The 18,176-nt window shown below is 62.4% G+C and carries 15 protein-coding genes and 2 pseudogenes; 6 read left to right on the plus strand and 11 right to left on the minus strand.

The window, feature by feature from the left end; genetic code table 11:
- Positions 1–33 precede the first annotated feature (33 nt).
- The 7 genes and pseudogenes from leuD to BM118_RS23885 form a co-directional block, all read right to left on the minus strand.
- Positions 34–618 carry a 3-isopropylmalate dehydratase small subunit gene (leuD, locus tag BM118_RS23855; RefSeq protein ID WP_092187912.1) on the minus strand — a complete coding sequence of 195 codons (585 nt, stop codon included), beginning with the start codon at positions 616–618 and terminating at the stop codon, positions 34–36.
- Positions 619–620: 2 nt separating this feature from the next.
- Positions 621–2,012, minus strand: a complete 1,392-nt coding sequence (leuC, locus tag BM118_RS23860; RefSeq protein WP_092187992.1) for a 3-isopropylmalate dehydratase large subunit — start codon at positions 2,010–2,012, stop codon at positions 621–623.
- A gap of 115 nt (positions 2,013–2,127) precedes the next feature.
- Positions 2,128–3,093 (minus strand): LysR family transcriptional regulator, encoded by a 966-nt coding sequence (locus tag BM118_RS23865; RefSeq protein ID WP_210189059.1) that lies wholly within the window; start codon positions 3,091–3,093, stop codon positions 2,128–2,130.
- A gap of 2 nt (positions 3,094–3,095) precedes the next feature.
- On the minus strand, positions 3,096–4,787 hold the full coding sequence (locus BM118_RS23870) for a putative 2-aminoethylphosphonate ABC transporter permease subunit (RefSeq protein WP_210189060.1): 1,692 nt from the start codon (positions 4,785–4,787) through the stop codon (positions 3,096–3,098).
- Positions 4,788–4,830: 43 nt separating this feature from the next.
- Positions 4,831–5,919: a putative 2-aminoethylphosphonate ABC transporter ATP-binding protein gene (locus BM118_RS23875; RefSeq protein WP_092187915.1), complete on the minus strand. Its 1,089-nt coding sequence runs from the start codon at positions 5,917–5,919 to the stop codon at positions 4,831–4,833.
- Positions 5,920–6,036: 117 nt separating this feature from the next.
- Positions 6,037–7,035 (minus strand): putative 2-aminoethylphosphonate ABC transporter substrate-binding protein, encoded by a 999-nt coding sequence (locus tag BM118_RS23880; protein WP_210189061.1) that lies wholly within the window; start codon positions 7,033–7,035, stop codon positions 6,037–6,039.
- 616 nt (positions 7,036–7,651) lie between these two features.
- Positions 7,652–8,395 (minus strand): annotated as a pseudogene (locus tag BM118_RS23885) (sensor histidine kinase); the annotation flags it as partial.
- Positions 8,396–8,408: 13 nt separating this feature from the next.
- Here BM118_RS23885 and BM118_RS23890 point away from each other — a divergent pair.
- Positions 8,409–8,594, plus strand: coding sequence for a hypothetical protein (locus BM118_RS23890; RefSeq protein ID WP_092187993.1), 186 nt, complete (start codon positions 8,409–8,411; stop codon positions 8,592–8,594).
- Between the two features lie 45 nt (positions 8,595–8,639).
- On the opposite strand, the gene BM118_RS23895 is transcribed toward BM118_RS23890, so the two are convergent.
- The gene (locus BM118_RS23895; RefSeq protein ID WP_177234622.1) at positions 8,640–9,815 is read right to left on the minus strand and encodes a lipase family protein; all 1,176 of its coding nucleotides are present in this window, start codon (positions 9,813–9,815) and stop codon (positions 8,640–8,642) included.
- A 741-nt stretch (positions 9,816–10,556) separates the two neighbouring features.
- Between BM118_RS23895 and pcaB the strand changes: the two genes are divergently transcribed.
- Together pcaB and BM118_RS23905 are read left to right on the plus strand one after the other, a co-directional pair.
- On the plus strand, positions 10,557–11,963 hold the full coding sequence (gene pcaB, locus BM118_RS23900) for a 3-carboxy-cis,cis-muconate cycloisomerase (protein ID WP_092187919.1): 1,407 nt from the start codon (positions 10,557–10,559) through the stop codon (positions 11,961–11,963).
- Complete coding sequence (locus BM118_RS23905) at positions 11,960–12,949, plus strand: Bug family tripartite tricarboxylate transporter substrate binding protein (protein WP_092187920.1); 990 nt, start codon at positions 11,960–11,962, stop codon at positions 12,947–12,949. The genes pcaB and BM118_RS23905 overlap by 4 nt, the downstream gene beginning before the upstream one ends.
- Before the next feature lie 169 nt (positions 12,950–13,118).
- Here BM118_RS23905 and BM118_RS42405 read toward each other — a convergent pair.
- Positions 13,119–13,311, minus strand: a pseudogene (locus BM118_RS42405) (adenylate/guanylate cyclase domain-containing protein); the annotation flags it as partial.
- A gap of 320 nt (positions 13,312–13,631) precedes the next feature.
- Here BM118_RS42405 and BM118_RS40650 point away from each other — a divergent pair.
- Genes BM118_RS40650 through BM118_RS40655 form a run of 3 tightly spaced genes read left to right on the plus strand, consistent with a single transcriptional unit; the run spans position 13,632 to position 15,884 of the window.
- Positions 13,632–14,306 (plus strand): hypothetical protein, encoded by a 675-nt coding sequence (locus BM118_RS40650; protein WP_143099508.1) that lies wholly within the window; start codon positions 13,632–13,634, stop codon positions 14,304–14,306.
- Between the two features lie 41 nt (positions 14,307–14,347).
- Complete coding sequence (locus tag BM118_RS23915; RefSeq protein ID WP_143099509.1) at positions 14,348–15,115, plus strand: hypothetical protein; 768 nt, start codon at positions 14,348–14,350, stop codon at positions 15,113–15,115.
- A 4-nt stretch (positions 15,116–15,119) separates the two neighbouring features.
- Complete coding sequence (locus BM118_RS40655) at positions 15,120–15,884, plus strand: hypothetical protein (protein WP_143099510.1); 765 nt, start codon at positions 15,120–15,122, stop codon at positions 15,882–15,884.
- A 74-nt stretch (positions 15,885–15,958) separates the two neighbouring features.
- Here the strand turns inward: BM118_RS40655 and BM118_RS23925 are convergent, their stop codons facing one another.
- Positions 15,959–16,756, minus strand: a complete 798-nt coding sequence (locus BM118_RS23925; RefSeq protein WP_092187923.1) for an adenylate/guanylate cyclase domain-containing protein — start codon at positions 16,754–16,756, stop codon at positions 15,959–15,961.
- A gap of 137 nt (positions 16,757–16,893) precedes the next feature.
- Positions 16,894–18,081: an adenylate/guanylate cyclase domain-containing protein gene (locus BM118_RS23930; protein ID WP_177234623.1), complete on the minus strand. Its 1,188-nt coding sequence runs from the start codon at positions 18,079–18,081 to the stop codon at positions 16,894–16,896.
- Positions 18,082–18,176: the final 95 nt, after the last annotated feature.

The raw sequence follows: 18,176 nt of genomic DNA on the forward strand, positions 1-18,176 counted from the left end.
CGAAAGGTCAGCAGAATGGAAACGGGGCGGGCTTCACGCCCTCGTCACCTCGAAATCACTGACGCGGTCGAGCAGCGTCAGCGTGTAGTCGATCTCATCGAGACCGGCGAGGAGGCAGGATCGGCCGAAAGAATCGGCCGAGAACGCGTGCGCAGTGCTGTCTGGCGCGATCACCTGCTCAGCTTCGAGATCGATCGTGAGCAACACACCGGGAGACGCAGCGAGATTCGAGCGGAGAGCTCGGACCACCTCCACGGGCAGCGCCACGGGCAGCAAGCCATTCTTCAGGCAGTTGGTCTGGAAGATGTCACCGAAGCTGACGGCGATGATGCTGCGGATGCCGAAATCGACCAGGGTATGGACTGCCTGCTCGCGCGAGGAGCCGCAACCGAAATTGCGGTCTGCGACGAGGATCGACGGCTGCCGGAAGCCTAGCCGGTTGAGCACGAAGTCGGGACGCGGCCGTCCGGTCGTGTCGAAGCGCTGGTCGTGGAAGCAGTACTGGCCGTAGTCGATGCGACGCTTATGCATGAAGCGCGCCGGCAGGATCTGGTCGGTGTCGATGTCGGCGCCCTCGATCGGAGCGGCGACGGCCGTGATGCGGGTGAAGCGCTCCATACTCAGCTCCTCCCGAGTTGACGAACATCGGTGAGACAGCCGGCGATGGCGGCCGCCGCTGCCATGGGCGGGCTCATCAGGTGGGTGCGCGAGCCCCTGCCCTGCCTGCCGACGAAATTGCGGTTCGTGGTCGAAGCGCAGCGCTCGCCTTCCGACAGCATGTCGCCGTTGATGGCGAGGCACATCGAGCATCCGGCATGGCGCCACTCGCAGCCAGCTTCGAGGAAGATGCGGTCGAGCCCCTCGGCCTCGGCCTGGGTCCTCACCAGGCCCGACCCCGGAACCACCAGCGTCGGCACTGCTGCCCGCCGCCCCCGCAGCACTGAGGCAGCAGCACGCAGATCCTCGATCCGGCCGTTGGTACAGGAGCCGATGAAGACGCGGTCGACGGGAAGACCTTCCAGCGCAGCGCCGGCATCGAGCCCCATATAGGTGAGCCCCTTCTCGATCCGCGCCCGCTTCAGCGGGTCGGCGATGTCGCGCAGCTCCGGGACGCGGCCGGTGATCGGTCCTGCGTCCTCGGGGCTCGTGCCCCAGGACACCATGGGGGCGAGATCGGCGGCGTCGAGCGCGACCTCACGATCGAAGAGGGCGTTCGGATCGCTTGCCAAGGCCGCCCAGCGTACGACCGCCTTTTCCCAGTCCGCGCCCTTTGGCGCGAAGGGCCGCCCATGGAGATAGGCAAAGGTCGTGGCGTCGGGCGCCACCATGCCGGCCCTGGCCCCCGCTTCGATCGACATGTTGCAGAGGGTCATGCGCCCCTCCATCCTGAGGCCACGGATGGTGTCTCCGGCATATTCGATGACATGGCCGGTCGCGCCGGCGACGCCGATATGGGCAATGATGCCCATGATGACGTCCTTGGCGACGACGCACGGTCCGGGCGCGCCGTTCACCGCCACGCGCATGGTTTGCGGCTTGCGCTGCCAAAGCGTCTGCGTGGCGAAGACATGGCTGACCTCCGCAGCACCGATGCCGAAGCCCAGCGCTCCGAGCGCGCCATGGGTCGAGGTGTGGCTATCACCACAGACGATGGTCATGCCGGGTTGGCTCAAACCCAATTCAGGACCGACGACATGGACGATGCCCTGCCTGGGATCGCCGAGCGGGAAGAACGAGATTCCGTTCTCTTCGGCGAAATGGCCGAGTTCCTCGATTAGCTCGCGCCGCTCGGCATCGACCGTATCGGCGAGGCTTCGGCCCCGCGTCGAGACGTAGTGGTCGGGCATCGCGTATGTCAGGTCGGGCCGGCGGACCTTGAGCCCCTTGCGCCTCAGCGTCTCGAACGCTTCGAGCGGCAGATCGTCGCCGACATAATGCCGGTCGATATAGAGCAGCGTCTGCCCGTCCGGCCGTTCGAAGACCTTGTGGCGGTCCCATATCTTCTCGAACATCGTGCCGGACACGACACCCTCTCCCCATCAGGCGAAGCCGAATACGGCTCCCTTATCCGGATAGAAAGAAGGGACGGCAGGCGGAAGTCGTAGTTCGCCAAGCAAGCAGCGTGGCTCACGATGCTTCGGCGGCCTCGAGCAGATGGCGCAGCAGAAGGCGCGTCGCCACGGGAAGCTCGGCGTTGCCGCGCACACAGACCTTGTGCTCACGTACCGCCCAGTTCTCCTCCAGCGCGACGGTCACGATGTCCATCACCGGGCTGAGCTTGGCGGCGAGCCGGTCCGGAATGATGCCGAGCCCGAGCCCGGCCTCGACCATGCGGCAGACGGCGTCGAAGCCGCCAACCCGGACGCGCGAGCGCGGGATGTTGCCGAGTTCGCCGGCATGCTTGAGCAACAGGGTCTGGATCGAACTGCGCGGCTCCTGCTCGATCAAATCGTAGCGGAGCAGCTCGGCGAAGCCGACGCCCTCGCGCTCCGCCAGCTCGTGCCCGACCGGCACCACCACCACGAGCCGGTCCCTGAAACAGGAGTAGACCGAAAGATCGCCGGTCGGCAATTCGCCCGAGAAGATGCCGATATCGGCGCTGTTGTCCATCACTGCCTGGATATTCATCGGGCTCAGATTGGACTGCAGGTCGACGCGCACCTGCGGGTAGCGCTGCGCGAAACTGGCAAGCTGCTCGGGGATGAAACCGAACAACGTCGATTCATTCGCCCACATGCGGACCTGGCCGCGCGTGCCCGCGGAGAAGTCGACGAGTTCGGCCTCCAACTCGGCCAGGTTGCGCATGATGAGCTGCGCATGCTGGAATAGAGCTTGGCCAGCGGCAGTCGGCTCGATACCCTGGCGATGGCGGTGCAGCAGCTCCGTGCGCAACGCCTGTTCGAGGTCGCCAATGCGCTTGCTGACGGCGGAGGCGGCGATGTTCTCACGGTCCGCGGCACGTGCAATGCTGCCCTCCTCGACGATGGCGACGAAGAGCCTCAGTGTCAGAAGGTCGATGCGGGAGCTGACATTGATCCGGATCGGCTCGGCAGCCCCCGAGTATTGCCGCATCGCAGGTCCCAAGGTTCGCATCGTCAGGCCACCACTGGAGCATGCTCCGCCTTGTCGATCAAGTCGCGCCTTCGCCAGGCCTGGCTCCGCCCGACGACGACGGAGGTCAGGAGGGTCTGCAGGATCTTCACGGCCGCGGCCGTCAGCAGGATCATCACCGCCATCGCGGCCGCCGCGGCCGTGTCTCCGGTATCGTCCATCTCCACGACCGCGACGGACGCCAGCTTGGTCGCCGGCGCATAAAGGAAGACGACCGCGCCGATCGTGGTCATGGCGTTGAGGAAGAAATAGGTCGCGATGTCGATCACGGTCGGCACGCAGATCCGCAACGTCACGCGTACGAAGGTCCTCCAGAATGGCACGCCGAGCGCTGCCGCCGCCTCCTCGATCTCGTCGTTTATCTGCTTCAGCGCCGTCACGGCCATCAGGTGCGGTACAGTGTAGTAGTGGGCGATGGTCGACATCACGAGGATCGACAGCCCGCCATAGACGCCGTTCAGCGGGTTCGACACGCTGTTGAAGAAGAAGATGTAGCCGAGGCCCAGCACAAGTCCCGGCACCGCGAGCGGCAGGACGGCGAGTCCGCGATAAAGCGCACGCGGCAGCACGAAACCCGGCCCCTTCTCGACGAGATAGGCCCCGCCGAAAGCGCAGACGGTACCGATCATCGCCGTCCATGCGGCCATCGCCAGGCTGTTGCCATAGGAGGACCAGCCGGCGGCGTCATAGGCCGCGAAGTCGTAATTGTTGAGTGAGAGGCTGAGATCATAGGGCCAGAACTTGACGAGGGAGGCAAAGATCGCCGTTCCGAGGAGCACGACGACGAACAGCGCCACCAGGCCGGCCGCTACCAGCATCGCGAGATCGAAGACGCGGCTCGGCTCTGGCACCAGCACGACCGCCCGGCCGCCCAGCATCGATTTCTGCCGGCGTCGGACATAGAGGTCGACCGCGAAGGACAGGAGCGCTGGAAGCAGCAGGAGCACGCCGACCACGGCCCCCATCCGGAAGTTCTGCTGGCCGATAACCTGTTTGTAGATGTCGATCGAGAGCACGTTGAACTGGCCGCCGATGACTTTCGCGGCGCCGAAATCGGTCACGGCAATGGTGAAGACCACGAAGATCGCGCTGATCAAACCGAAGCGGGCGCCAGGCAGCGTGATCGTACGGAACATGCGCGCCCGCGAGGCCCCGAGGATCTCAGCCGCCTCGTAGAGGCGAGCATCCGACAGGGCGAGCGCGGTGATCAGGATCATCAGCGCATGCGGGAAGCTGTAGAACACCTGCGCGGCGACGATGCCGGCAAGTCCATAGATCGATCCGCCACCGAGCAGATCCTTGAGCAAGCCCTGATTGCCGAACAGATAGGTCAGCGCGATCGCGGGCAGCAGCGATGGCGAGAGGATCGGCACGAGGCCGATACCACGGAACAGCGGCTTAAACGGCATGCAGCTCCGCGAGAGCGCGTAAGCGTAGAGGAAGGCGAGCGAGATCGTGATCGTCGTCGTCAGCAGGCCAAGCAACAAGCTGTTGCCGATCGAGCGTGTGAGTGAGGGACTGCCGAGATAGGCCCGGAAATTGGCGAGACCGATGAAGCTGCCAGCCTGATCTTCCAGGCTCTTGCCGAGAATGGCACCAACCGGCAACAGCACCAATACGACGAGCACGACGACCAGCAGCACCGTCAGAGCAAGCCGTAGAACGGATTCCGACATCAACGGTGCCCCATGCCGGGGCGCGCCCCTTCCCGCCATGGCGTCACGCATCGCCGCCGCCTGGCAACAACCGCAGGCGGGTCGGATCAAGCGTCACCGACACAGACGCCCCGGGCGTGATGGCCAGGCCGCCTATCTGCCGCGCAGCGACATCGGCCGTCAGCGCTGCCCCCCATTCCGGGACGGCAAGACGCAAGCGGGTGAAGGCACCAAGGAATTCCGCTCCAGTCACGGTGGCCTCGATGCTGCCGTCCTCGTGCACCAGTTGCCGCGCCGAAACCTCGACATCCTCCGGCCTCACGCAAAGCCGCGCGACACCATCCGGTATGCCTGTCGCAAGCGTGATCGCAGCCGTGGCGCCTTGCGGCCTGAACAGAGAGTCAGACACCCGCCCTACCAGTACGTTCATCTTGCCGACGAAGCCGGCGACGAACAGCGAAGCGGGACGACCGTAGATCTCGTCGGGCGTTCCGATCTGCTCGACCGTGCCGTGGTTCATCACCACGATCCGGTCGGCCAAGGCCAGCGCCTCCTCCTGGTCATGCGTGACCATGACAGTGGTGATGCCGAGCCGGCGTTGAAGATCCTTGATCTGCTCGCGCAAGTGGACACGGACCTTGGCGTCGAGCGCGCTCAACGGCTCGTCGAGCAGGAGAAGCTTTGGGCTCGGCGCAAGCGCGCGAGCCAGAGCGACACGCTGCTGCTGGCCTCCAGACAGCTCGGCGGGAAACTTGCCGCCGATGTCCGGCAGGCCGACCATCTCAAGCAACTCGGCGACGCGCGCGGCAGCATCGCGGCCCCTCTCCTTGAGGCCGTAGGCGACGTTCTGGCGAACGGTGAGATTGGGGAAGAGCGCGTAGGACTGAAACAGGATCCCGAAGCCACGCTCGGCCGCGGAGAGCCTCGAAATGTCGCGCCCGCCATGACTGATCGTGCCGCCGCTCTGGCGCTCGAGCCCGGTAATGATCCGCAGCAGGGTCGACTTGCCGCAGCCCGAGGGCCCGAGAAAGCTAAGGAACTCTCCGTCACGGATGTCCAGGTCGATCATCTTGAGCGCGGCATGAGGGCCGAAGGTCTTGCTCAAGCCTCGAATAGACAGCAACGGCGAGGAGCGACCGGAAGGAAAAGCCATGTTGAATTCGCAATCCGGAGATGTTGCGCCGTTGCGGCTCGCTCTCCGGTCAAGGAGCTCGCCGCGCGTCGATCATGGCAGACTGGGCGGCGAAACAGTATCCCGTCCCGGCCTCGCTCAGTTCGACTTCGGCTCCGATTTGCCATCATAGCGCTTGACCCATTCGGCCGTCAGCGCCTCGCGGCCCAGCGCGCTGGCGGTCAAGTCCTGCTCGGCCATGGCGGCCTCGGCGCCCGGCGGATAAGCCTTCGGCGTCTCGAACTCACCCGGATAGGCCACAATGGCCATGAACTTGTTGTACTGATCGTTGGCCGCCTTGCTCACCGCAAAGTCGGCAAGCGCCTGCGCCGCCTTCAGCTTCTTCGTACCCTTGATGATCGCGGTGGCCTCGATGTCCCAGCCAGTCTTGTCCTTCGGCAGGATGATGTCGATCGGCGCACCCTTGGCCTTGAGCTGCGGCGAGGTGATGTCGGTCGAGATGCCGATCACATATTCGCCGGTCGCCGCCATCTTGCAGGGCTTCGATCCGGAATGGGTATAGAGCGCGACGTTCTCGTGCAGCCCGTCCATGAACGACCAGGCCTTGTCGCCCATTGACTGCTTCCAGTGGTTGACGGCCATGTAGCCCGTATGGCTCGAGGCCGGGTTGGGCATGGTGATCTGGCCCTTGTACACCGGCTTGGCGAGGTCGGCCCAGGTTTCGGGAGCGGGAATGTTGCGCTTCTTCGCTTCGACCGTGTTGAAGCAGATCAGGCTCATCCAGGTGTCCATGCCAGTCCAAGCCGGCGGATTCTTGGCGTCGCGGAAGCGTGGTTTCAGCTTCTCGTAGTCCTTCGGCGCATAGGGCTCGAGCATGCCGAGCTTCTCCAGGCTGACGAGATGCATCAGTGGCACGCCCCAGACGACGTCCGCGCGCGGATTGTCCTTTTCCGCGAGCAGGCGGGCAAGGATAATGCCGGGGCTATCCCGCAACCAGGCGATCTCTATGTCGGGATGAGCTTTCTCGAAGGCAGCCTTATAAGGCCCGAGCTGCTCTTTCTCTAACGCGGTATAGACGGTGATCGTCTCCTTGCTGGACTGCGCGAGAGCAGTCGAGGCCGCGCAAGCCATCGCCATGGCGGCCAGAAGACCGAGAACCCTGCGGCAGCTGACCAGAAAACCTCGTAAAGTCGCGAAATCTCTGCTCATGATTCTCCCCTCGGTGCGCTTGATACCGGCCCGCCACGCTAAGCACGGTCCGCCAGGAGGAGAACGCGCGATGCGGAAGCCAGCCATCGCGAAACGCGATGGATGGATTGCTGGCTCGCACGCCTGTCTTCGCCCCTTGAGAGAGCCAACCGTGACGATAATCGCGGCAGGGTCAGACCGCCACAACACTTGCCAGAGGGCGCCCTTAGTCCAGACACGATTCGACGGCAGGCCGCACAAGCGCCGTATCGGACGACCCTAGCATATCACGATCGAGCCGGACATTGTCTTCGAAGTCCGTCCGGGAATGTCCCCCAGTTCAAGCAGCCACCGGTTGAGGGTTGTTCGACCCAGCCGATCCCGCCGCCCGTCCTTGTCACGTCAAGAGCGGATCGCTTCAACGTCTCGACACAGGACTCGAAGACGCGTCGATCGACCAGCATCACATCCTTCACACCCATAACGAACTGCACAGCGGCCCCTTGATGGCGCCGGATGGCTTTCAACGACAAAGGTCTCGACATCGATGCCACGGACAGTGCTCTTACACGCTGGCAGACGGCGGTTTCGGGCATTCGACCTCGACGGCATCGTCTTCCGGCAAAGGCATGACAATTTGAAACGTCGCTCCAGGCCCCTTGTTGCACGAGGCTGATAGCCGTCCGCCGTGAGCTTCCACGATTGAACGGCAGATCGAGAGTCCCATGCCCATGCCTCCAGACTTGGTGGTGAAGAAGGGATTGAATATGCGATCCGCTTCCTCAGTAGAAATCCCGATGCCGGAGTCCGTCACGCCCAGAAACACCCTGCGTACATCGTCTTGGCCCGATCGGATCACGAGCTCGCGTGGGCGATCTGTGACGGGCTGCATGGCTTCGATTCCATTCATCACCAAATTGATAACAACCTGTTGCAGCTGGACCCGATCGCCCAAAATCCTGGGAAGATTGGGTGCTAACTCCATACGCGCCAACACCTCTCGGCCAATCAGCTCACGCTGGACCAGATTCATGATTTCCCCGACGACGTTATTGATATCGATGGGCGCTTTCTCAATATCGGTCTTTCTTGCAAGCGCGCGGACGCGTTGGATCACCTCGCTCGCCCGATGGCAGTCGTCGATGATCCATTCCACCGAGCGACAGGCTGCGTCCAGATCCGGCGTTTCGCGCTCGAGCCACTTCAGGCACGCATCGGCATTCGACGCAATGGCAGCCAGCGGCTGGGTTATTTCGTGGGCGATGGAGGCTGTCAGTTCACCCAGCGTCGTCACGCGAGTAACATGTGCAGGCGGAACACGAATGACCAACGTCGTCCAATTCGTTCCGAAATCCGAGCTCGAGCGGCAGCGCCTCATCCGCGAGGCGCGTGCGATCTACGACAGCATATTCCCGCCGCTCACTTTGACCGGCGGACAAGCCGATGATCGCTTGGACCAATGGGCGCCGCGCGAGGCAGTCGCCGAAATCCAGCCAAAACAACGATAAGGATGAACGTGGTGCGCTCGGAGGGCACACGCAGTCATTCCAGGCTCAGCCGCCATACTGCTGCTTCATGTATTTCAGGTAGTTGCCGAGGTGGTGCTGCCAGAAATAGTCCAGCTTCTGACATCCCGGCGTCCCATCGGTCGGGTTGCCGCCCGGGTCGGCGAATAGCGGCAGCAGCGAGCCGGCGTCAGCATAGTTCAGCGAGGCCTGAATCTGATCGAGGATCTGTTGGATCATATCCGAGATCGTCGATCCCGTGATCGCTGCGGCGGTTGTCGCGCCGAGATCGCCGGCGTTCAAATGGATCGTCTCAGATGTCAGTCTCCGAGAAAGACTCTCGACCCGCTGCTTGAGCCGCTTCACCACATCGTCGCGAACGCGATTGACCGCGCTCTCGCCGTCGGTGACCACGCTGCCGAGCGCGACCATTGCCTCAGGATTGGGACTGCCGCCGAACCCACGCAGCGGATTTGGCGTGTTGAGGTCCGATATCCACTCCAGGGCAAACGGTGCCTGCGGCACCCAGTCCTGCGTCGACGTCACGGCCCAAGCGTATCCATCGACCCCAGCAAGCCGCGCGTAATCGTATGCGTAATGGTCGTTGCCAGCCTTGGCAGGCGCGAAGGTATAGGTCTTATAGGCCGGCCCCTTAAAAACATCCGTCGAGTACCGGACCAGCGAGGTCAGCAGCGTGGCAATTGAGGCACCCTGGCTGTGCCCGGTGATGTAGACGTCGTTGCCCTGCTCCGCGAGCAGCCCCAAGGTCACGAACAATGGGCTATCGGTGGTGAACAGCATGAGCAGCAAACTCAGAGCGAAGCCCGAATGCACACCGGCCTTCACCGCACTGTCACCCTCATCGCGGGTGAGGTAGAACGGCAGCGAGATCGGACCGAGCTTCACGTCAAAGCGCGCATTGATCAGGGGGAACAGCAAGTCGGCCAACACGCTGGCCGCACTTGCGACCGTGCCGCGCACTGCGATCGCGTATTGGGTGGTGTCACTCTGGTTCTGCCAGACCTGCCAGTAATTATCCAATAGCGTGGCACTCGTCGGGGTGAGGTCCTTGCGGATCGCCCAATTTGAGCTTGGATCGGGCACCGAGGGAACGCCGCAGGTTGCCACCGCTTCGGTCAGCGATGGCGTGCCGGCGTAGGCATGCTGCGCCATCTCGAGCAGAAGTTGCGCCTCCGCGAATTGGAATCCCGACTTGAGCGTCATGCTGCCCTCCTTGCAAAGGTGCTCGACTCCAGCCGCCCGTGCTCGGACCCGGAAGCCAGCGACCGATATTTTGCATCTCTTGAAGAGCATCAATTATAAGGTGTACCGGCATATAAATGCAATATAAAGATGCCGATCGATCAGCGACCTTCGAGACTGCCTCCAGGAACAATTGCGTGAACAGTGGGCGATCCCGCAGGCATGCAGATCCCACCCCACTCTCATCCCTTGCCTGAGTGGCGAAGCGCAGCTGGTCGTGCACGACGAGGCCGTCGATCTCAAACGGAAGACGGAATGAACCGCACCAGTTTCGCACCAGAAACGACTTGAACGAAGCGCAACAAACGCGATCGAAGGCAACCGAAACACAACAGAATCAACGAAGCTGATCCATATCCCGTCGCTCAAAACGGTCTGGTTGCAGGTTCGAGTCCTGCCGGGCCCACCAGCGGATCAGAGACGGATCATGGCATCGATCGCTCGAAAGCCGCGTTCTTCGATTCAGAACGCACATATCTCAACAATGCATTTTTGAGAGATGAAGAGGTGGCCTAGGCTCGATCGATACTGAGCCATACAGTCGCGCAATGAGGCGTGACGGCGGAGGGGCGGATATCGACCGATGCGGCTAATTTTTAAGCGGCGATTGCTCTCCAGATTATCAGACCACGTTCGCGACGACGGGACGCCTGTGACAGAGAGCGACACGACCGCTCCGCGATCGACGATCGCGGCATCGCCATGCTGAGTTTCGAGCCCGCGACGGTCTTCAGCAGCCGCCACCTTGCCGACATTTTCAGCACCGCGCCGATGCGCGCCATTTTCGGCGAGAGCAATTCACTGGCCTCGATGCTCCTGGTCGAGGCCGCGCTGGCCAGGGTTCAGGGGCAGCTCGGAGTAATCTCAGCCGAGGCTGCGGCGGCCATCACATCCGCTGCGCGTGCGGAGCGGCTCGATCTCGACGAGCTGGCCGCGGGCACGTTGCGCGCCGGACTGCCGGTCGTGAATCTGGTCGAGCAGCTGATCCGGCTCACCGGCAAACCCCATGGCGAATTCGTCCATTGGGGTGCCACGAGCCAGGACATCATGGACACCGCGCTCGTGATGCAGATTCGCGACGCGCTCGAACTCGTCGAGCGCGATCTGGAGAGCCTGATATCGGCGATCACGGAGCTGGCACGAACCCACCGCGACACACCGATGGTCGGCAGGACCAAGCTTCAACACGCAATTCCGATCACCTTCGGCTTCAAGGCTTCCGTCTGGCTGTCGGGCCTGCTGCGCCACAGGGAACGTCTCGCCGAACTCAGACCAAGAGTCCTGCAGGTTCAGTTCGGCGGCGCCGTCGGCACCTTCGCCTCGCTCGGTGACGACGGCGATCGCGTCCGCGCCGGGCTGGCCCGCGAACTCGGGCTCGCCGAGCCGCTTGTGGCATGGCACGCCGCGCGCGATGCCTTGGCCGAGACGGTTTGCCTGCTCGGACTGATCTCCACGAGCCTGAGCAAGATCGCAACCGATGTCGTGCTGATGGCACAGACCGAGGTCGGCGAAGTGCTGGAGCCGGGCGGCCAGGGCCATGGCGGCTCCAGCACCATGCCGCACAAGCGAAATCCGATCATCTGCGAGCAGATTCTCAGCACCGGATCGGCGTTGCGCCGTCTCGCAAGCGCCATGCTCGATGCCTCGGTCCACGACCATGAACGGGCGACGGGACCGTGGCAGGCCGAATGGTTGCTGCTGCCGGAAGCCTTCATGCTGATCGCCCGGGCCATGGGAAACGCCATCCGGCTCTGTACCGGACTCGTCGTCAGACCCGATGCGATGCAGGCCAATCTCGGCCGGACACAGGGACTGATCGCAGCCGAGGCGGTCATGATGGCGCTCGCTCCGCACGTCGGGCGCCATCATGCGCACGAGATGGTGGGCGCGGCATGCACGCACGCCATCGCTTCGGGGCTCACCTTGGCCCAGAGCCTTGCGCGCGATCCGGCCGTGACGGCCCATCTCACGCCGCACGAGGTCGAAGCAGCCGCGGACCCGGCCCGATACGTCGGCCAGTCGGGCCGCGAAGTCGACCGCGTCCTCGCCGCATCCGCCGATCGGCCGGGCCGCGCCGCCCAACAGGCCAAGTGGAGCGGGACCCCATGAGGCTGAAACGCATTCGCCCCGTCGTTGCCGCAGCTGCGGTGCTGACAATGCTGAATGCGGCACAGGCCGAGGCTCTGTTTCCGTCACGGCCGATCACACTGGTGGTCCCGTTCGCGGCGGGTGGCCCGAATGACGTGATGAGCCGGATCGTATCCGAGCACATGTCGCGACAATTCGGGCAGCCGATCATTGTCGAGAATGTCGCCGGGGCGGGCGGCACGACCGGCTCGACGCGCGTCGCCAAAAGCGCGCCCGACGGTTATACGCTGGTCAGCGGTCACGTCGGCACGCATGCGGCATCGGTCTCGCTATATCCGAACCTGCGCTACGATCCGCTGGTTGATTTCACGCCGATTGGCCTGGTCGCAGAAACGCCGATCCTCGTCGTCGCCCGCCAGGACCTCGGCGCGGACAGCATGGCGCCGTTCATCGCGATCGCCAAGGCGCGCGGCCCGGACCTCACTTTGGCCCATGCGGGTGTCGGTTCGATCAGCCACATCAGTTGCGTGCTGTTCACCGACGTGGTCGGGTTCAGGCCGGTCGGGGTCCCCTATCGCGGATCGGCGCTGGCGATGACCGACCTGATCGCCGGCCGCAGCGACTTCAGTTGCGCGCTGCTGGGCGACGTTCTTCCCTTCCTGGCTGACAACCATTTGCGGTTTCTGGCCGTTTCGGCGCCCGCACGCGTTCCGCAATTGCCGGACACGCCGACGGCGACGGAAGCGGGGCTCGCAAGGTTCGTCGCGTCGAGCTGGTTCGCATTCTACCTGCCGAAAGGCGCGCCGGACGCCATTCGCGACCGGTTCGCCGATGCGCTTCGCGGTGCGCTCGACGACGACGGCGTGCGCAGAAGGCTCGAACAGGCAGGCTTGATTCTGCCGCCGCCGGATCAGCGAGGCCCCGCACCGCTCAAACAGCGGATGACCGAAGAAATCGCGCGCTGGCAGGACATCGTCAAAACCGCGCAGATTCGGCTCGATCAATAGGCGCGGCCGATCGCCCTCGAGATTCCGAACGTGTGTGACATCATCACGCCGCGCCTTTCGAGAGTTGAGGCCGGCAGGACACCCTGAATTCACGGGCAAGCTCAGGTGGACCACCCGCCTTGCGAGCAGAGGCGCGGTGCGACTGATGCGGGCTCCCAGTCGGGCCCCCTCACTCCACCCGCCACAACCTCCACCGCTCCGGCACGCCCTTGAGCTGATGCACCCCGTGATCCCTGAAGCTGATCGTTGACTGCGTTTTCATCAGGTCCTTCACCGCGCTCGACACCAGAACCTCGCCAGCGCACCTTGGCGGCGACGCGGGTGCCGATGTGGAAGGCGAGACTGACCATTTCGCCGGAGGAGCCGCTCGTCTTACAATTCCCCCGGCTTCACGCTATTCCCATCAAGGAGTTCGCTGCCGCTCATCAATCGATGAAAATCGGCCACTGGCGAGCCCACCGCTTTCATCGCGGCGGCGCGATCTCTGATCTTGAATGCGTTTAGAACGGGATCGACCTGAACAGCGTTTTGGCGTCAAGGCTGCGACGAAGCTGGCAGCACCAGCGCACGGGCGGACTGCGCCAACCCGTCTAGAACGACTTCGATAGATACTAAAGCCACATTCGAGGCTCTACTATCCGCGTCAAGCCTTGCGTAGACAGCCTGCACTGGTGGAACGCCTATGGCAAAACTAACGACTGCCCTTGTCTTCATTTCTGCACTCAGCATGACTACTCTTGCTGAAGCGGCAGGACAGATAACCGCGAATGTCGCCGCTGCTCTGCAGGCGTTACCCTTGGTCCCAGTGCAGAGTCTTGAAAAGAATACTGTTCTACCAGGTACGCGACTATTCGGTGTTACAACTCAACGCGAGGGCGGCGCCGATGTCTTGCAGGTGAGCCAAGCAAGAACTTGCCGACCAGCTGATCCGAGGGAAATCTTGACCGTGCCCGCGCCAGGCACAGAGTCTCACACAGAGGGGCAACTGGAATTAGAAAATCTCCGTATCTTTATCGGCGCGCCAGTTGGATCGATGGCCAATGTCGACTCCGCCCATGTCCAACTAACAAACGGCATTTCGGTGTACGCAATACCCAAGGGATTCAGGGAGAGTCCAGATAAGGCCAAAAGGAGCAGCGATTGCGACAGTGAGCGGCCAAGGACACCGATAATAGATCGAGCATATTTCCACGATCTTGTCCTGACGTTGACAGGCCGCAACCTTACGCTGATGGACGCTGAAAAGCTCGTCTCGAAGCGTGACCCTCAACCTAAGCTGCAGGCCGACAGTTCAATTCGGGTGATACTGCTGCGTCGGCTTGTCGCCTTGCGTGTTCATTTTCTGATTGAACCTTAGGTAGCAGCCGATATAGTCCCCTTAATTAAGGGGGGCTTCATATGCGCGCAATTGCTGCGTCCGCACTGTCTTTACTTGCTTGTCTGAATTTCAGCCCCGCTAAGGCGGCAGATTTCTTCTATCAAGACTTAGCGGCTCAAGTCGCAGGGACATATGGGTCAGGCTGGTCAGTGTTAGTACCTTTTACTGGCCTTCCTGTTGCTGCCGACGATCCCAATCGTCAGGGACAGACGTATCCCGGCCACCTGTGGAATTTCGCCGTATCGCCAGGTTCGGGAGGCGGTCGGGTATTTGAACACGTAGAAATGTATTGCCCGGGCCAAAATATTCCGAAGCCGTTCGATGTGCCTGCCGCCCCATTTAGGGATTTTCAGAGAGTCACTCAGTTCGGCGCGACCGGCGACATTACCGTGTCAGGCGCCACGCCAGATAAGGTGCTGCTCAAACTATCCGCCATTGACGCCCAATACCTGAAGTCCGTCACGGCGACCGGGACAAATGTTCGTCGCATGTATCTCCCAGGCGCAAACGTGCTCAAAAGCACGGTAAGCGCTTCGGTCAGCTCGTGCGGCCCGAACTTTCGGTATGCGATTGCAAGCGTGCTGTACGGGAAGATTACCCTCAGTGTCATCTTCGACAGAAAATTGGATCTGGGCATTGCTGCCACCATCGCAGCTAGGATCGCGGCAAATCTAAGCTTCAAGTCCCGTGTCATTCGCACCGGTTCAGCTGACAAGCCTTTTGTCATAGAAAGTGCCGAACCACTGATTTTCGCCGTCAAGGCAGTGCCCATTTCGTCACTGCGGTGACGAAATGGGTGTTCGATTCGGCGTTGTCGCAGCGATCTTGACGATTGGCCTTGGAGGTTGCGCACCCACACCCACCTTGAGGAACGTTCTTGCCAAGAATTACCGTGGTTACGACCAGTTGTTGCCCGCATCTGGAATATTGCCAGATGAAGGTCGCTACCAGTACCTACCCGGAAATGTCATTGCTCTAGAACTTACAGAACCGCGAACCTTCGAAGCCGCAGCTGTCTGGAGCGAGAAATCTTCGATCTATTGCCCAATCAACATTCCACTGTCAGCGCTCAAATCTGCCAAAGCCAAAGACGCTTATGTTCTGCACAATTTCGATCTTTCGTTGAGGCAGTCGTTAGGTTTTGACAAGGCTAAGGCCGATCTTCGGCTCGAAGAAAACGAGATAGAAGTATTGCGGCGGGTTGAGATTTCCGTCTCTTCCGCTCGAACGTACCGACTGTACCCGGGGCAGAAACCCAATTTTTCCCGCGAGTGTTTTGCGGCGATCGCTGGCCGACCAGATCTTTATCGTTTGCGGACAATTCTGGCAGGTGACGTGCGCATCAGAATCCTATTCAAGGAGAATGTTAGTCTCATAGCCAAGTTTGTCGTCGCGAATAAGATCAAGTCGAATCTGGGCTTCGGATTCCTCAATGGTGTTGCCCAAGACTATGATGCCACTAACATGGTCTTTGCCGCCAAGGTTAGTCCGACCAAAGTGTCTCTCACGCCTTCGTTGACCGCGGGCATCAAGGCGGCAAGCCCGCACCAAAAATGAGAGTCGGACTAGGTGAACGCTGTTGCACCGAGCACCTCGGGGCAAAATGTGAACCGCTCTGCATTCTCATCCCCTCACCCCTCCACCCTATACAGCCGCCACCGCTCCGGCACGCCCTTGAGCTGATGCACCCCGTGATCCCTGAAGCTGATCGTCGACTGCGTCTTCATCAGGTCCTTCACCGCGCTCGACACCAGGACTTCGCCGGCGCGTGCCTTGGCGGCGACGCGGGTGCCGATGTGGAAGGCGAGGCCGACCATTTCGCCACCGCTCACCGTGTATTCGCCGGCGTGCAGACCGACCCTGATCTCGAGGCCCAGCGTGCGCACGGCTTTCTGGATCGCAGTCGCGCAAGTGATGCCGGCGGCGGGCTTCTTGAAAGTCGCCAGCACGCCGTCGCCCGTCGTCGTGACTTCCTTGCCGCGCGAGGTCTTCAGCTCCTTGCGGACGGCCGCGTAATAGTGGCCCATGATCTTCGTCCAGCGCACGTCGCCCAGCTTAGCGGCCTTTGCGGTGGAGCCGACGATATCGACGATCAGGATGGTGGCGAGTGCCTGTTTGGGCTCGGCGCTGCCGCCGGCCGACGGGCGCCGGTTCGCAATCGGCCCGGCCAGCGGCTCGTAGCGATGGTTGCGGCGCCGCGCGATCGCGGCCTTGGCGTAGTCCTGGGCACGCTGCGCCGTGCCGCAACGAATGGTCTTCTCCTGCGGCAGACGCGACCAGTAGACCTTGCGCCCGTCTCCGGCGCCATGGACCTCCACGGCGCCCCACTTCAGGAAAACCGCCGAGCCAACGCGCCTGACACACCATGCCTTCGACGTGTATCCGGAGACGTTGGACTGATGGACTCCGATGCGAAGAAATTTTGGCATGAACGCGCGGCCAATCGTGGGAACGTTTGGGCTACCCAGGGTAAAGCGTAGTCGGACATTCCCGCGTTGGCAACAAGACTCCCCGATCGAAGGCCGATGGCGCCCGCGTCAGCTCGCGATCACGTCGTGGAGCCCGGCTAAAACGCAAACAGCTCGATCGGTTCGCTGAATCCCCGCACCTCGTGTTCGCCCATCCGCTCCAGCTCGAACTCCCGCTCCACCAGCTCGGCGAACGCGCGGGACAGCAGCACCTTTTTTCCCAGATGCTTGGTGAGGGCCTCGAGACGCGAGGCCATGTTGACGGCGGGGCCGATCACGGTGAAATCGAGCCGGGTGGTCGAGCCGATATTGCCGTACATGACGTCGCCGACATGGACGCCGATGCCGTAGTTCAGCGGCGCTCGGCCGGTACTACGGTTCCGTTCGTTCAGCGCGACCATGGCCGCTCGGGCCTCGGTGACGGCATGCAGCAGGTTTGCGCAGGCGTTGGGCTGGCTGAGCGGGAAGATCGCGAGCAGGCCGTCGCCGATGAATTTGAGGATCTCGCCGCCGTGCCGCGCGATCGGCTCGGACATCGCGTCGAAATAATCGTTGAGCAGGTCGATGACGTCGTCGCGCGGCCAGTTGTCGGAGATCTTCGTGAAATCCCTGAGGTCGCAGATCATGATCGCGGCGCGCACCGTGGTGCCGGTGCCGCGCCTTGTGGCGCCGGCCAGGATCAGCTCACCGGCGTGGGAGCCGACATAGGTCTCGAGCAGCGTTCGCGCCAGGCGGTTCTTGATGCGGATTTCGCTGACCAGCGCCAGCACCGGCAACAGTTTCTTCAGCGCAGCGATGTGCGCGTCGGCGAAACCGCCGGGACGGTCGGTCGCGAAGGTGACGAGATGGCGCTTGCCGAGGGTGTGGTAGAGCGGCCAGGCCACATAGTCGGTCAGGCCCTTGGTCCGCATCTCGTCATAGAGCGCGTGCTTGCGGCCGAGCGCCGGATCACGTTCGAGATTCTCGCGCACCTCGGTCGCCCCCTCGAACATTTCGTTGGCGGGACTGCCTATGAATTCGGACCGCTCGCGCACGTCGTAATCGACCCGCGCGATCTCGGCCTCGCGCATGCCGTCGGACCACATGAAGCGGGCCCCCAGCCATTGCGGATGATGGATCAGGACATGAAGCGTGGACCGCTTCAGCGGAATGCCGGCCTGCTGGAGGCGGAGACACATCTGCGCAAAGATATTGTCGATGAAGCGCTCGTCGCGCGTGCCGTTGGTCAACCAGTCGACGACGCCGTCGGACAGCGTGGCGGGCGGATTTTTGTCTGGCGCGTTCATATCCTGGCCCTTCGCGGCGGTCTGCACGTGAGGAGATATCGTGCTCCGGCGCGACCGCGTCAACCTAGCCAGATGCCCGGATTGCGCGCATCGGC

Source organism: Bradyrhizobium sp. cf659, assembly GCF_900113725.1.
GTDB lineage: Bacteria > Pseudomonadota > Alphaproteobacteria > Rhizobiales > Xanthobacteraceae > Bradyrhizobium.

Excerpts from the sequence above, each read along its gene's own strand:
- leuD (WP_092187912.1), bottom strand. The coding sequence starts at position 618 with ATGGAGCGCTTCACCCGCATCACGGCCGTCGCCGCTCCGATCGAGGGC.
- leuC (WP_092187992.1), bottom strand. The coding sequence starts at position 2,012 with ATGTTCGAGAAGATATGGGACCGCCACAAGGTCTTCGAACGGCCGGAC.
- BM118_RS23865 (WP_210189059.1), bottom strand. The coding sequence starts at position 3,093 with ATGCGAACCTTGGGACCTGCGATGCGGCAATACTCGGGGGCTGCCGAG.
- BM118_RS23870 (WP_210189060.1), bottom strand. The coding sequence starts at position 4,787 with ATGTCGGAATCCGTTCTACGGCTTGCTCTGACGGTGCTGCTGGTCGTC.
- BM118_RS23875 (WP_092187915.1), bottom strand. The coding sequence starts at position 5,919 with ATGGCTTTTCCTTCCGGTCGCTCCTCGCCGTTGCTGTCTATTCGAGGC.
- BM118_RS23880 (WP_210189061.1), bottom strand. The coding sequence starts at position 7,035 with ATGGCGATGGCTTGCGCGGCCTCGACTGCTCTCGCGCAGTCCAGCAAG.
- BM118_RS23890 (WP_092187993.1), top strand. The coding sequence starts at position 8,409 with ATGACCAACGTCGTCCAATTCGTTCCGAAATCCGAGCTCGAGCGGCAG.
- BM118_RS23895 (WP_177234622.1), bottom strand. The coding sequence starts at position 9,815 with ATGACGCTCAAGTCGGGATTCCAATTCGCGGAGGCGCAACTTCTGCTC.
- pcaB (WP_092187919.1), top strand. The coding sequence starts at position 10,557 with ATGCTGAGTTTCGAGCCCGCGACGGTCTTCAGCAGCCGCCACCTTGCC.
- BM118_RS23905 (WP_092187920.1), top strand. The coding sequence starts at position 11,960 with ATGAGGCTGAAACGCATTCGCCCCGTCGTTGCCGCAGCTGCGGTGCTG.
- BM118_RS40650 (WP_143099508.1), top strand. The coding sequence starts at position 13,632 with ATGGCAAAACTAACGACTGCCCTTGTCTTCATTTCTGCACTCAGCATG.
- BM118_RS23915 (WP_143099509.1), top strand. The coding sequence starts at position 14,348 with ATGCGCGCAATTGCTGCGTCCGCACTGTCTTTACTTGCTTGTCTGAAT.
- BM118_RS40655 (WP_143099510.1), top strand. The coding sequence starts at position 15,120 with ATGGGTGTTCGATTCGGCGTTGTCGCAGCGATCTTGACGATTGGCCTT.
- BM118_RS23925 (WP_092187923.1), bottom strand. The coding sequence starts at position 16,756 with ATGCCAAAATTTCTTCGCATCGGAGTCCATCAGTCCAACGTCTCCGGA.
- BM118_RS23930 (WP_177234623.1), bottom strand. The coding sequence starts at position 18,081 with ATGAACGCGCCAGACAAAAATCCGCCCGCCACGCTGTCCGACGGCGTC.